This window comes from Streptomyces sp. NPDC001381, assembly GCF_042895685.1.
Taxonomy (GTDB): domain Bacteria; phylum Actinomycetota; class Actinomycetes; order Streptomycetales; family Streptomycetaceae; genus Streptomyces.
In genome coordinates this window covers 146,782-160,755 of sequence record NZ_JBIAWO010000007.1, presented here as the reverse complement: position 1 = coordinate 160,755, position 13,974 = coordinate 146,782, and the positions used below count along the sequence as shown (strand labels likewise).

Below are 13,974 nucleotides of genomic sequence, written 5' to 3'. Positions count from 1 at the left end.
CTTCGGAGGGGAGACCCCATCGGCGGGGTCCCGTAGCTGAGGAGATGCGTGCCCGTGCCTGCCCGACGGCTTCCCTCGTGGGTCTGGGTCACCGGTCTGACGACCGGCGCGATCGCCGCGGTCGCCGTGCTGACGGTGCGAGCCGAACAGGGCCCGCATCCGACGGCGTCGGCGGCCCGCGCGAGCGCGTCGGCGTCCGCCTCGGCCGCGCCCGACGCGAAGGCCTCCGCCTCGCCGAAGGCCTCGGCCTCACCGGCGGCGACGGATGTGCCGAAGGCGTCCGGCACGGGCCGCCGGGTCGTCTACGACCTGTCCGACCGCAGGGTCTGGCTGGTCGACGCCGACGACACGGCCCGCCGCACCTTCACGGTCTGGCCGGGCACCGTGGCCCCGGCCCCCGGCACCTACACGATCTCGGTCCGCAAGGACGCGACGACGGGCTCCGACGGCGTCGAGATCGAGCACATCATCTACTTCTCCGTCGTCTCCGGCGTGAACATCGCCTTCTCCAACGCCGTCGACGGCTCCTCCCCGCCCCCGGCCGCCTCCGGCACCCGGACCGGCGGCATCCGGATGGCCAAGGCGGACGGGGCGGCGCTGTGGGCGTTCGGCGACCTGGGGACGAAGGTCCGGGTCGTCGCCTAGGGCGGTCAGGCGGCGGTCTTCGGGCCGTCCGTGAACGGCAGATGGTTGACGAGCAGGACGACCCCGCTGAACAGGAAGACGCGCGTCGCCGCCTCCAGTCCGTTCCAGGTGTCCGACTGCCACATCGAGAACCACTCCCCGCCGATCGCGATGAAACCGGCGCCGAACAGCAGCATCAGCATCAGCAGGCCGTACGTGGAGAAGGCGCGGGCACGGACGAAGTCCCGGCGCGCCCACCACCACGTCCCGGCGGCCAGCACGACCGCGGTGACGGTCTCCCACGCGATGATCGCGACGTACGCCGCGTCCTGCAGCCCCCTGCTGGTCACCGCCCGCCACATCAGGTCGTCGTCCTTGAAGGTGTCGTCCATCGCGAGCACATGCCGGACGAACTGCTGGTTCGTCCCGAAGTCCGTGATGTTCCCGAACGCCACGAGCGCTATGTAGAGCGCGACCGTTCCGGTGAGCAGGGTGGCGGTCAGCGGCAGAACGCGCGAGGTCTGTGTGAGTCTTGAGGTGGGGGTGGTCATGCCGCTTCCCCTACCCCGCCAAGTCCCCTGTGTCCCCTCCGTGTTGCGTCACAATGGTGGGCGCCCGGCGTCGGGGGACGTCCGGGGGAGAGGGCGGACGGATGGCGCGGATCCAGCGGTCGATGCAGCAGCTGATCGCGCAGCGCAGACGGCAGGGTTTCGTCGGCCGGAGCGCCGAGCGCGCCGCCTTCCGGGAGAACCTGGAACTGCCCCCGGAGGACGAGCGGCACCGCTTCCTGTTCCATGTGCACGGCAACGCGGGCGTCGGAAAGACCTTCCTGGTAAGGGAGTTGGAGCAGCTCGCCCGGGAACGCGGCGCGCTCACCGCGTATGCCGACGAATCGGTCGGCAGCGTCCCGGAGGCGATGGCGGAGCTGGCGGAGCAGTTCGCCCGGCAGGGCCACCGGTTCAAGGAACTGGAGCGGCTGCTGGCCGCCCACCGGGAGCGGCGGCACGAGGCCGCGGCGGTCGTGGAGGCCGGGGCGGAGACGGGCGAGCCGTCGGCCGGGAGCATGGCGGCGGCCCGCGCGACCCTGGTGGTGCTGGGCATGACGCCGGGCGTGGGCCCCTTCGCGGGAGCCCTCGACCCGGCCCAGCTCGCGCAGGGCGCCGACCGGTTGCGGGCGGGCCTGAGCTCCCGCTTCCGCAGCCAGGAGGACCTGCAGCTGGTCCTGGCCCCCGAGCGCGTCCTCACCCCCGTGCTGCTGAGGGAACTCGCCGAGGCCGCGGCCGAAGTCCCCTGGCTGGTCCTGGTCTTCGACACCTACGAGCGGACCGGTCCCGTCCTCGACGGCTGGCTGCACGAGCTGATGACCACCGACCGGTACGGCGGTTCCCTGCCCGCGAACACGGTCGTCGTCACCGCCGGACAGCTCCCCCTCGCCCCGGCACGGTGGGGCGGCTTCGCCGACTTCGTCACGGAGGTCCCGCTCGGACCGTTCACCGAGACCGAGGCGCGCGGACTGCTCGCCGGCAAGGGCGTGGTGGCGGAGCCCGTGGTCGAGGAGGTGCTGCGGCTCACCGGCGGGCTGCCCGTGCTGGTGTCGACCCTGGCCGAACAGCGGCCCGCCGACCCGGACGACGTCGGCGATCCCGGCGCCACCGCCGTGGAGCGGTTCCTGAAGTGGGAACAGGACCCGGTGCGCCGGGCCGCGGCCCTCACCTGCGCGCTGCCCCGGCGCCTGGACCCGGAGGTGTTCCGGACCGCCTCGGACTGCCCCGAGGAGGACGCCGACGCGCTCTTCGGCTGGCTGCGCGGGCTGCCCTTCGTGGACGACCGCGGCGCCCATGTGCGCTACCACGACCTGGTGCGGGAGCCGATGCTCCGGCTGCAGCGGCGCCGTTCCCCGCGCGCCTGGAGCGGGCGTCACGAACGGCTGGCGGCGGCGTTCGCGGGCCGGCGCGAGGAGGCGGCGAGCGGGCTGCGCCCCGACGACGTGTGGGAACACGAACCGTGGCGCGAGCTGCGGCTGGAGGAGACGTACCACCTGCTCTGCGCCCGGCCGCGCACGGCGCTGCCCGCCGCGCTGCACGACGCCGTCGCGGCCTGCCGGGAGAGCCCGGCCGCCGGCCGCCGCTGGGCCCGGATGCTGGAGGAGGCGGGCGGCGCGGCGGACGCGCCGGCGGTCCGGGACTGGGGCCGGGACCTGCGCGAGACGCTCGCGGACGACGCCGGCGGGGTGCTCGGGGCGGCGGAGCTGCTCCTGGCCCGCCCCGGCCTCGACGGCCCCGGCCGGGCGGTCGCGCACGCGCTGCGGGGCCGGGAACTGCGCAACGACCACCGGTACGAGGCCGCCCTCGCCGAGTACGACCGGGCGATCGCCCTCGATCCCGGCCTGGTCAGGGCCCACTACGGCCGGGGCCTCACCCTCCAGCTGACGGGGGACCTCGCCGCCGCCACGGCGGCCTTCGACCGGGCCGACGAGCTGGCCCCCGGCACCGACTGGATCGTCGCCGAGCGCGCCGAGACCCACCGGCTGGCGGGCCGGTTCGCGGAAGCGGTCGCCGACTACGACCGGGCGATCGCCCTCGACCCGTCCTACGAGGAGGCGCTGGCCGGCAGAGCGGTGTGCCTGCACGCCCTGGGGCGCTACGACGAGGCCCTCGCGGACTTCGACCGCGCGGTAAGTCTGGACGGGGACGCGCTGTGGCCGCTCGTGCGCCGGGCCCGGCTGCGGCGTACCCGGGAGGAGTGGGACGAGGCCTTCGCCGACCTGGACCGGGCGGCGGGTCTCGCGCCCGACTCCGCGTGGGTCGCCTCGGAGCGGGGTGACGCCTACCGGCTGGCGGGCCGTCACGAGGAGGCCGTCACCGAACTCGGCCGCGCCCTGTCCCTCGACCCGGACTACGCCTCGGCGCTGGCGAGCCGCGGCGCGAGCCACCTCGGACTGGACCGGCCCGAGGCCGCCGCCGCCGATCTGGACCGCGCCGTCGAGCTGTCCCCCGAATACACCTGGGCGCTGGTCAAGCGGGCCGAGGTGCGCCGCCGGCTGGACGACACGGAGGGCATGTTCGAGGACCTGCGGCGGGCGGAGGAGGTGGGCCCGAAGGACGGCTGGGCCGCCGCCGAACTGGGGGAGGCCTACCGGGTCGCGGGCCGTCACGAGGAGGCGGTCGCCGCCCTGCGGCGCGCGCTGGAGCAGGACCCCGACTACGACTACGCGCTGGCGTCCCTGGGCGCCGCCCACCACGCCCTGAACGACCGTGCGCAGGCCCTGCGGTGTCTGGACCGCGCCCTGTCGCTCACCCCCGGCTACCCGTGGGCGCTCGCCCGGCGCGCGCAGGTCGGTCTGGCCACCGGGCGGGCCGAGCAGGCGCTGGCCGACCTGGACCGTTGCGTCGCCCTCGGCCAGGAGACGGACTGGGCACGGCGTACCGCCCTGGAGCTGCTGACGCGGTGCGGACGGTGGGAGGAGGCGGCCGCCCGGCTGGCCGAGGCGGACCGGGCGGGGACGGCCGACGACGAACTCGACTTCACCCGCATCGAGCTGCACTGGCGGACCGGGCGGTGGACCGAGGCCCGGCGCACCGCCGAACGCGTCCGGGAGACGGACCCCCTCAACGGCGTGTACCTGCTCGCCCTGACCGCGAGCCGGGCCGAGGGGCTGCGGGCCGCCGAACCCCTCTGGCGGGAGTTCGCGCGCCTGCTGTCCGAGGACGGCAGGCTGGTGCCCGGGGAACTGGCCCTGGGGCAGTGCGTCGTCGGCTGTGCCCTCGGGGACTGGGCCCGGGCCGACCGGGCGCTGGCCGAGGCCCTGGGCACGGACCAGGACTGGGACGACCTGGCCGACATCGGCACCGCCCTCACCGAGCTGCTGCACAGCCCCGGCGCCGACCGCGCCCGCCTGGCACCCCGCCTGGCGGAGATCACCGCGGCCCGCGACGCCGTCCGGGCCCGCTACGCGCCCGAACCGGGGTGAGAGACCTCCACCGCGCCTCCACGATCGCCTCTCTGCCCGGTGAGCCCGTTCGATTACAGTGACGAACGTCGTACGTACGGACGGTGCCCGGGAGGACTTGGTGAGTACGACATCAGGCGCCGTCTGGGGCCGGGCCGAGCAGCAGGACTTCCGCAGCCGGGTGCGCGGCACGCTGCTGGGCGCCGCCGTCGGCGACACGCTCGGGGCGCCCGTCGACGGACTCGGGATCGAGGAGATCCGGCAGGTCCACGGCCCGGAGGGGGTCGCCGACCTCGCCCCCGCCTACGGCCGGCGCGGTGCCGTCACCCACCACACCCAGCTCACCCTGTTCACCGTGGACGGGCTCATCCGCGCCCAGGTGCGGCGCGACACCGGCGCCTGGCATCCGCCGACCGATCTGCACCGGGCGTATCTGCGCTGGGCCGCCACCCAGCGCGACTGGGGCCCCGACCTGCGCCGCAAGGACGACGGCTGGCTGGCCCGGGAGGAGTGGCTGTACGTCCGCCGGGATCCGACCCGGGCCCTGCTCATGGGGCTCGGCGACGAGCGGATGGGGACGCTGGACTCGCCCAAGAACCCGGAGGCCGGCGGCCCCGAGCCCGTCGCCCGCTCGGCGCCCTTCGGGCTGCTCGTCGGCTGGGAGCCGCAGCTCGTCGCCCAGCTCGCCGTCGAGTGCGCGGCCCAGACCCACGGCCACCCGGCGGCGTACCTCTCGGCGGCCGCGTACGCGATCACCGTGCACGGGCTGGCCCGGGGCGAGAGCCTCGACGGGGCGGTGCAGCGCACGCTCGCGCTGCTGGCCGCGCGACCGGGGCACGAGCCCGTCTCGGCCGCCCTGCAGCACGCCCTGGGCGCCGTACGGCAGGGGCTGCCGGGGCCGGGCAGGGTGGAGGAGCTGGTGGGGGAGGGCGCGGCACCGGGCGTTCTGTCCGGCGCCGTGTACTGCGCGCTCGTCGCGGAGGACGTCAGACACGGCCTGCGCCTCGCGGTGAACCACGGCGGCCCCTCCGCCCCGACCGGCGCCCTCACCGGCGGACTGCTCGGCGCCCTGCACGGTGAAACGGCCCTCCCGCCGGCCTGGCTGGCCGAGCTGGAGGGCCGTCCCACGATCCTGGAACTGGCGGACGACTTCGCCATGGAGATGACCCAGGGCCCGGCCCTGCACAACCCGTCCGGAGCCTCCCCGGGCTGGCTGGCCCGGTATCCGCGCGGCGCCTGATCCCCGGCGGGATCCGCGGGAGGGACCGCGGTGCCCGGTGGTCAGTCCTGTGCGGGAGCGGGTACGGCGTCCCGCGGCGCCGGGACGGCGGCCGCCGCTCCCGAGGAGTCGTCGTCCGTGTTGATCTTCTCGATGAGGGCGAGCCGTTCCGGGGTGTCCTCCGGCTTGAGGAAGCCGATGAGGATGTAGAGCACCAGGGACACGGCGAGCGGGATGGAGACCTGGTACTGGAGCGGGACGCCGCCGTCGACGTTCCAGTTGATCGGGTAGTTGACCAGCCAGAAGGCCAGCAGGCCCATGGACCAGCTCACCAGGGCCGCGGTCGGGCCGGAGCGGCGGAACGGGCGGAGCAGGCCCAGCATCATCGGGATCGCCATCGGGCCCATCAGACCGGCCACCCACTTGATGACGACGGTGATGATGTCCTTGAAGGTGGGGGAGTTGACCTGCGTCGCCGCCGCCATGGACAGCCCGAGGAAGACCACGGTCGTGATCCGGGCGACCCGCAGCCCCTGCCCCTGACTCCAGCTCCGGGCCCGGCGCCACACCACCGGGGCGCAGTCCCGGGTGAACACGGCCGCGATCGCGTTGGCGTCGGAGGAGCACATGGCCATGGTGTGCGAGAAGAAGCCGACGATGACCAGGCCCAGCAGGCCGTGCGGCAGCAGCTGTTCGGTCATCAGGCCGTAGGAGTCGGAGCCGTCCGGCTTCTGCGCCTCGACCAGCAGCGGCGACATCCACATGGGGAAGAACAGGACGACCGGCCACACCAGCCACAGCACCGCCGACAGCCGCGCCGACCGCTCGGCCTCCTTCGCGCTCGCCGTGGCCATGTAGCGCTGGGCCTGGTTGAGCATGCCGCCGTTGTACTCGAAGAGCTTGATGAAGAGGAAGGCCAGGAGGAAGACCGTGCCGTAGGGCCCCACCAGCGCCTTGTCGTGCCCCTGGAGCGCGGGTTCGTCCCAGGCGCCGAAGAAACCGATGCCCTTGTCGTCCAGCTTCAGGACCACCGCGACGAACATCGCGATGCCGGCGAGCAACTGGATGACGAACTGGCCGAGTTCGGTGAGCGCGTCCGCCCACAGGCCGCCGATCGTGCAGTAGACGGCGGTGATCGCGCCGGTGATGAGGATGCCCTGGTTCAGCGACACACCCGTGAACACCGACAACAGGGTGGCGATGGCGGCCCACTTGGCGCCCACGTCCACGATCTTCAGCAGCATCCCGGACCAGGCGAGGGCCTGCTGGGTCTTCAGGTCGTAGCGGTTCTTCAGGTACTCCAGCGGGGAGGCGACATGGAGCCGCGACCGCAGCCGGTTGATGCGCGGCGCGAACAGCCTGGAGCCGATCGCGATGCCGAGGGCGATGGGGAAGGACCAGGTGACGAAGGAGGTGACGCCGTAGGTGTAGGCGATGCCCGCGTACCCGGTGAACATCACCGCGCTGTAGCCCGACATGTGGTGCGAGATGCCGGACAGCCACCAGGGCATCTTGCCGCCCGCGGTGAAGAAGTCGCTGACGTCGTCCACGCGCTTGTGCGACCAGACGCCGATCGCGACCATCACGCCGAAATAGCCGATGAGCACGGCCCAGTCGAGACCGTTCATGTGCGCCCTCCCAGGGTTCAGCCCGGCGCTCATCGTGGGCGCTGCCGCGTGAACACGACAAGCAACCGTAAGGTCAAAGGGAGGTAAAAGTATTCGGTATGGTGGTCTGTGTTCACCTACATGAACTCACTCCGTGCGTCTCACCGCATCAGCTCCCCCGCGTTGACCAGCAACGACTGCCCGGTGATGGCCCGCGCCCGGTCCGACGCCAGGAACACCGCGGCGTCGGCGACGTCCCCGTCCGTGGCGAGCTCGGGCAGAGCCGTCCGGTCCGTGAGCCGACCGAGGACCTCCTCCTCCGGAACGCCCTCCGCCTGGGCCGTGAACTGGACGTACGCCCGCACCGGCGGCCCCCACATCCAGCCCGGCAGCACGCTGTTGACCCGGATCCGGTACGGGCCGAGCTCCCGGGCCAGCGAGTACATCGCACTGGTCAGCGCCCCCTTCGAGGCCGCGTACGCCGCCTGGCGCACCTGGGACGGGGCCGCCACCGCCGACTGCGTCCCGATGAAGACCACCGAGCCGCCCCGCCCCTTCAGCCCGCCCAGGCACGCCCGGGTCATCCGCAGCGTCCCCAGCAGGTTCACGTCGATGACCGACTGCCAGGTCGTGAAGTCGGCGTCCTCCAGCCCGCCGAAGCAGGAGTCCCAGGCGGCGACCTGCACCATCGCGTCGATCCCCCCGAACCGCTCCAGCGCCAGGCCGGCCAGGGCCGCGCACTGCTCCTCGTCGGTGATGTCGGTCGCCCGCCAGGCGGTGTGCGACCCGTCGGGGTCGATCTCGGCCGCGCTCTTGCCGAGGTTCGCCTCGGTGCGGGCACCCAGCACGGCGTTCCCGCCGTCCCGGACGACCGCCGCGGCGACCTGGTGACCGAGCCCGGCACCCACTCCCGAGACGACGACGGTCCTGCCGGCGAGCAGTGACATCGGGACCTCCCTGACCCTGGCGCATTACCTGACGGAGCGTCAGAGTATGGTCCGGTCACCGAGGAAGGGGAAGACGCGTGAGCGAGGAGACCCGCAGCGAGACATACGCCGAACTGGCCGCCGTAGGACCGTACGGGGTCCGCCCCGGCCACGCCCTGATCACCCTGGTCGAACCGCACCCGGGCCACGAGTACGCCTACAACCGCTGGTACGAGGACGACCACTACTACGCCGGCGCGATGGCCATGCCCTGGATGTACGCGGGACGCAGATGGGTCGCCACCCGGGATCTGCAACTCCTGCGCCACCCCGAGAAGTCGGCGGTCGCCCGGCCCGTCACCGCCGGCTGCTACCTCTCCACGTACTGGATCACCGACGGACGCTACGACGACCACATGAGGTGGACGGTCGCGATCAACAAGCGCCTCAACCGGGACGCCCGGGTCTACCAGGACCGCACCCACGTCTTCACCGCGTTCCAGGACCACGAGGCGACGGTCTACCGGGACGGGGCGGCGGGGCCGAGGGACCACCACGCCCTCGACCACCCCTACGCGGGCCTCGTGCTGGAGGTCATCGACACCGACACCCCCGAACAGCGCCCGGCACTCCTGGAGTGGCTGCGCACCCGCCACCTCCCCCGACGCCTCGCCGGCTCCCCGGCCGCCCTGGTCACCGTCTTCCGTCCGACCCCTCTCCCCGGCGACCGCATGACCTACGTCAAGCAGGTCGAGGGCGTCGACACCCGGCTGACCCTGCTGTGGTTCCTGGAGACGGACCCGAGGGAGTGCTGGCAGACCCACTTCGCGGACCTGGGAGAAGCGGTCGCGGAAGCGGGCCTGGGCCGGGCGGAACTGGTGGCCCCGTTCATCCCGACGGTGCCGGGCACGGACCGGTACGTCGACCGGCTGCGCTGATCAGGGCTGCTTCAGTTCGTCCGGGCACGGGGTGCCGCGGGGCAGCTGGTAGGGGGCCGCCAGCCGGTAGGTGCCGGCCTTCGGGGCGAGCAGAACCGTCCACTTGTCGCCCTGGGGGTCCTCCTCCGTCTCGTAGAGGCAGCCGTTGGGGTTGGTGTACGACTTGGGCTCGCCCTCGGCGCGGTCCTTGGAGGCCTCCGTCTCCTGCGGGGCCCGGAGGCTCCTGCCCTCCGCGTCGACGACGCTCAGCCACGGCGAGTACGGGATGCGGATCGTGATCCGGCCCGCCTTCTTCACGTCGATCGTCATCTCGCCCTGCTCGGCGCGCTCCACGATCGCGTGCGGCTCGGCGAGCGGCGCCGGGTCGGTGACCCGGAACAGCTGCCAGTTGGCGTCGCCCCAGATCTGCTCCAGATACGGCAGCCCGCGCTGCACCAGCTCCCGCTCCCGTTCACCGCCGTCTCCGTCCAGCGCGTCCCTGGGGACGACGACGAAGTGCACGGCCCAGCGCTGGAGCCACTCGTGGTAGTTCGCCGAGTTGAGCGTGTCGTCGTAGAAGAGGGGGTTGCGCTCCATGTCGGCCTGGCGGTTCCAGCCGCGGGCCAGGTTGACGTACGGCGCGAGCGCGGAGGCCTCACGGTGGGAGCGGGCCGGTACGACCTCGACGCGGCCCTTCTCGGCGCCGACCCCCTGGAGTTCGTTGACCAGCGGCGCCAGCTCGCGCGCCCAGGAGGCCGCCGGGGTCGTACGGATGACGTCGTCGACCGACTTGAAGCCGATCCAGCCGGCGAACCCGACCGACGCCAGGACGATGACGTACCACTTGCGGCTGCGCGGCACCGCGAACGGCAGCGCGGCCATCAGCACCACACCCGCGAACAGCATCGCGAGACGCGTGATGTTGGACCCGATCTGGGAGCTGATCAGCCACACCAGCAGCACGCCGAGCCCGTACACCGCGGCCGTGATCCGTACGGTCCTCCAGTCGCGCGGGACGACGGCGAACACGACCGCCGAGAACAGCAGCGGCAGGGACGCCGAGCCGAAGGACATCGGCTGGGTGCCGGAGAAGGGGAACAGCCAGGCGGAGACGGCGACGACGGCGGTCGGGGCGAGCCCGAGGGCCCAGGCGCCCGGCCGCCGCTTCTGCAGGAACAGGGCCACGGCCACGATGCCCACGAACAGGCCCGCCACCGGCGAGCCCATCGTCGCGAGCGCGGCGAGCGGGGCGGCGCACAGCGCCTTCGCCCAGCGTTTGTAGCGCCAGCGGTACGGCCAGCAGAACACGACGGCCACGGCGGCCAGCGCGAACATGTTGCCGAGGCCGAAGGTCACGCGGCCGGACGCGGCGTTGCACAGGAGCGCGAAGACACCCGCGAGCGCCGGCCACACCGGGTTCTTCACGGGACGGCAGCGCAGCAGGACGAGGGTGAGGAGGCCGGCCGACAGGGTCCCGGCGATCATCATCGTCGTACGGACACCGAGGACCGACATCAGGTACGGCGACACGACGCTGTACGACACCGGGTGCATTCCGCCGTACCAGGCGAGGTTGTACGCGGAGTCGGGGTGACGGCCGACGAACTCGGCCCAGGCGTCCTGCGCCGCGAGGTCGCCACCGCTGTTCGCGAACGTGAAGAACCAGATGAGGTGGAGGATGCCGGACAGCGCGGTGACGGAGAGGACGAGGTGCCGGCGGAGGAGGCCGCCGAGGCGGTCGAGCACGGCGCGCGGCCCCGCCTTCGCCGGGTCCTGCGGCGCGGCGGCCCGCCCCGAGGCCTTCGTCGGGGCCGTCATCGCGTCGTGCGGGTCATGGTCGTGGTCACCGGACTGGGGTGCGGGCAGCTCGATGCGCGGGCCGGTGTCCGGGCCCGGACCGGTGTCGTCGGCGCGTGTCGGCTCCGCAGTGGCCACCTGAAGGCACTCCCCGTGTCCCGTCTTCTGTTCTCGGCCGCGTCCCGTTCGCGTCCGCCGCACGGCAGTGTCCTCGCGACCGGCGACCTGTCCCGTTTCGCGACGCTAGCACGCACCCCGCCGAGCGGCTGCCCGGCGGGGTGGTGAGAGGTACGGACGCGTCCGGCGGTTCAGCCGAGACGCGTCAGCTTGTCCGGGAAGCCCGGCTCGGCCAGGTCGCTCTGCAGGGCGACCGGCACCTCGACCGCGCCGCCGGAGGCGTCGCCGACGGTGAGCGTGCCCACCCGGGTGCCCGCCTTCGCCGTGTGCGGGACGTCGTCCGCGGCGAACGACAGCTTCACCGTCAGCCCGGCCCAGCCGACCGCCGGGACGTCCTTGGTGACGACGACCGGGGTGTGGCCGCCGAGCTGGTCGTCGACGTATCCGACGACGTCGCCCTTCTTCAGGATCTTCGCCGAGGTGATCGCGTCCTGGGCGGCGAGCAGCGCGGTCTTGCTGACCGCGTTGACCGTGTCGATGATCGGAACCTTGTGCTGGCCGAGGATCGCGCCGACCACGGTGACGGTCTCGCCGCCGGCCTCCTTGGTCGCGGCGAACAGCAGGTTGCCGCCGGCCGCGGTGGTGGAGCCGGTCTTGATCCCGATGGCGTTGTCGTAGGGGACGAGCGTGTTGTAGTTGCGGTGCTTCGTCCCGGACGGGTCGGTCCACTCGGGCAGCTTGGTGATCTCCACCAGGGCGGGGATCTTCACCAGCTCGTTGCCCAGCTTCACCTGGTCGGCGGCGGTGGAGACGGTGGTCTCCTTCAGGCCGGAGGCGTCGGTGTACGTGGTGTTCGTCATCCCGAGCTCCTTGGCGGTCGTGTTCATCTTCTTGATGAACGCCGCCTCGGAGCCCGCGTCCCAGCGGGCCAGCAGCCGGGCGATGTTGTTCGCCGACGGGATCATGATCGCCGAGAGGGCCTGCTTCTCGGTGAGCTTGTCGCCCTCCTTGACGGTGGCCAGCGTCGACTCGCCGTCCTCGTAGTAGCCGCCCTCCTTCTCGGCGAGGGCGTCGACGGTGATGCCCGGGCCCTCCTCGCCGGCCTTCAGCGGGTGGTCCTTGAGCACGATGTACGCGGTCATCGCCTTGGCGACGGACCCGATGGCGACGGGCTTCTCCTCGCCGAAGGAGTCCATCGTGCCGATGCCGTTGACGTCCATCGCGCCCTGGCCCTCGCTCGGCCAGGGGAGGGAGGCCTTGCCGCCCTCGAAGGTGTACGAGTCCTTCGCGGTGAGCGTCAGCGAGGTCGCCGGCAGCGGGCGGACGGCCTGCACGATCGCAAAGACGATCACCAGCAGGATGAGCAGCGGCGTCCAGATCTTGATCCGCCGGCCGAGGGTGCGCAGCGGGGTCGGCGGGGGCGGCGGGGTGTTCGTCAGCTCCGCCAGCAGGTCCAGCGGGGGCTTCGGCGGCAGCGGCTGCTGCGTGGTCCGCTCGGGGCCGACCTGGGGCACGAGCGCGGTGACGTCCGCCGCGGCCTTCGGCGGCCGGGGCTCGTCGAGCGGCTTGAGCGCGACGAACCTGCTGGTCCGGTCGGCGGGCGGGGCGGCCTCGGACCCGGCGTCGTCCGCGTCGGCCCGGGTGCCGGTCCGGTTCTCGGCCGCCTTGTCCGCGGCGGTCTTGTCCGCGTCGGTCCTGTCCGTGGCGGCCTTGCCCACGGCGGCTTTGCCCGCGTCGGTCTTGTCCGTGGCGGCCTCGGCGGCTTCTGGCTTGTCCGCGGCCGGCCGGTCGTCCGCCGGCTCGTCCTCGGGCGCCGGCTTGGGCCTGGCCGCATCGCCCAGCTTCAGCATGGTGGTCGGCTGGTCGATGGTGGGCTTGGGCCGGGGGGCCTTGAAGATGGCGGTGGGCTGGTCGACGGGGGAGCGGTCGGACGCGGGGGACGCGGGGGAGTCGTCGGACTCGGCGGCCTCGTCCCGCTTGTCGCCGTCCTCCTCCTTCTCCTCCTTCTCCCGCTTCTTGTCCTCTCCGTCCGTCGTCCTGTCCTCGTCGCCGGTCTCGCCCGCGGCGCCCTCGTCGTCGGCAACGTCCGCGTCGTCCGTGTCGTCCGCGTCGTCCCGGGAGGCCCACTTGGGGGCGGGCTTGGCGGAGGACCTGGCATCTGACGCCAGCTCGGATTCCGGGGCGTCGTCGGCGTCGGCGGCGGCATCCTCGGACCGCCCCTCCGCGCCGCCGTCGGTGTCGCCGGCGTCGTCGCCGGCCTCCTCGGAGGCCTCGGGGCCCCCGGAGGCGTCCGGGTCGGGCTCGGCGTCCTCCGCGGCCTCGGAGGGGCTCCCGGCGTCCCCGGAGGCGTCGGAGGCCTCAGAGGGGCTCTCAGCGCCTTCCCCGGCACCCTTCACGCCCTCGGAGCCGTCCGGCCCGCCGGCTGCCTCGGACGCGTCGCCCCCGGCCCCGTCGGCCTTCGCGCTCGCGTCCTCCGGATCCTCGATCTCCAGTTCCCGTACGGAGAACACCCGCGTCGCGGTGTCCACACCGCCCCGCGAGGCGGATTCCGAAGCCGAGGCCCCGCTGTCCCGGGCCACCGCGACCCGGGGATCACGGGGCTCGCGTGCCTCGGGAACCGTGCCCGCACTCCCCGACGTCGGTTCCGCCGACGACTCGCGCTGCTTCGACCTGTCGGGGGACTCGCCCGCCACCGATGCCTCCTTGTGCCTGTCGAACCGTGAACGCCCGCCCGGGACCCGCCTCAGAGCGTTGTCCGAACCATGTACCAGTGTCCTGTGCAGAGGGCTCGGCTCCTGCGGTAGACGAGAACGACATA

9 protein-coding genes are annotated in these 13,974 nt (G+C 73.0%); 4 read left to right on the top strand and 5 right to left on the bottom strand.

Annotated features, from left to right (window positions below; genetic code table 11):
* Positions 1–48 precede the first annotated feature (48 nt).
* Positions 49–645: a L,D-transpeptidase gene (locus ACFY2L_RS28530; RefSeq protein ID WP_390660336.1), complete on the top strand. Its 597-nt coding sequence runs from the start codon at positions 49–51 to the stop codon at positions 643–645.
* A gap of 5 nt (positions 646–650) precedes the next feature.
* On the opposite strand, the gene ACFY2L_RS28525 is transcribed toward ACFY2L_RS28530, so the two are convergent.
* Entirely contained in the window at positions 651–1,175 is a 525-nt protein-coding gene (locus ACFY2L_RS28525) for a DUF2165 domain-containing protein (protein WP_390823827.1), read from the bottom strand.
* 101 nt (positions 1,176–1,276) lie between these two features.
* On the opposite strand from ACFY2L_RS28525, the gene ACFY2L_RS28520 reads away from it, so the two are divergent.
* Together ACFY2L_RS28520 and ACFY2L_RS28515 are read left to right on the top strand one after the other, a co-directional pair.
* Complete coding sequence (locus ACFY2L_RS28520; RefSeq protein WP_390823826.1) at positions 1,277–4,594, top strand: tetratricopeptide repeat protein; 3,318 nt, start codon at positions 1,277–1,279, stop codon at positions 4,592–4,594.
* A gap of 100 nt (positions 4,595–4,694) precedes the next feature.
* A complete protein-coding gene (locus tag ACFY2L_RS28515) occupies positions 4,695–5,813 on the top strand; it encodes an ADP-ribosylglycohydrolase family protein (protein ID WP_390660333.1) in 1,119 nt (372 codons plus the stop codon).
* Between the two features lie 41 nt (positions 5,814–5,854).
* Here ACFY2L_RS28515 and ACFY2L_RS28510 read toward each other — a convergent pair whose 3' ends face one another.
* Both ACFY2L_RS28510 and ACFY2L_RS28505 read right to left on the bottom strand, forming a co-directional pair.
* Complete coding sequence (locus ACFY2L_RS28510) at positions 5,855–7,420, bottom strand: sodium:solute symporter family protein (protein ID WP_390660332.1); 1,566 nt, start codon at positions 7,418–7,420, stop codon at positions 5,855–5,857.
* Positions 7,421–7,560: 140 nt separating this feature from the next.
* Positions 7,561–8,346, bottom strand: coding sequence for an SDR family oxidoreductase (locus ACFY2L_RS28505; RefSeq protein ID WP_390823825.1), 786 nt, complete (start codon positions 8,344–8,346; stop codon positions 7,561–7,563).
* A gap of 77 nt (positions 8,347–8,423) precedes the next feature.
* Here ACFY2L_RS28505 and ACFY2L_RS28500 point away from each other — a divergent pair, with 77 nt between their 5' ends.
* Positions 8,424–9,263: a hypothetical protein gene (locus ACFY2L_RS28500; RefSeq protein ID WP_390660330.1), complete on the top strand. Its 840-nt coding sequence runs from the start codon at positions 8,424–8,426 to the stop codon at positions 9,261–9,263.
* On the opposite strand, the gene ACFY2L_RS28495 is transcribed toward ACFY2L_RS28500, so the two are convergent.
* The gene (locus ACFY2L_RS28495; RefSeq protein WP_390823824.1) at positions 9,264–11,177 is read right to left on the bottom strand and encodes an MFS transporter; all 1,914 of its coding nucleotides are present in this window, start codon (positions 11,175–11,177) and stop codon (positions 9,264–9,266) included.
* 170 nt (positions 11,178–11,347) lie between these two features.
* Positions 11,348–13,849, bottom strand: a complete 2,502-nt coding sequence (locus ACFY2L_RS28490) for a D-alanyl-D-alanine carboxypeptidase (RefSeq protein WP_390823823.1) — start codon at positions 13,847–13,849, stop codon at positions 11,348–11,350.
* Positions 13,850–13,974 lie beyond the last annotated feature (125 nt).

Coding starts and splice junctions, on each gene's coding strand:
- ACFY2L_RS28510 (WP_390660332.1), bottom strand. CDS start 7,420: ATGAACGGTCTCGACTGGGCCGTGCTCATCGGCTATTTCGGCGTGATG.
- ACFY2L_RS28525 (WP_390823827.1), bottom strand. CDS start 1,175: ATGACCACCCCCACCTCAAGACTCACACAGACCTCGCGCGTTCTGCCG.
- ACFY2L_RS28520 (WP_390823826.1), top strand. CDS start 1,277: ATGGCGCGGATCCAGCGGTCGATGCAGCAGCTGATCGCGCAGCGCAGA.
- ACFY2L_RS28505 (WP_390823825.1), bottom strand. CDS start 8,346: ATGTCACTGCTCGCCGGCAGGACCGTCGTCGTCTCGGGAGTGGGTGCC.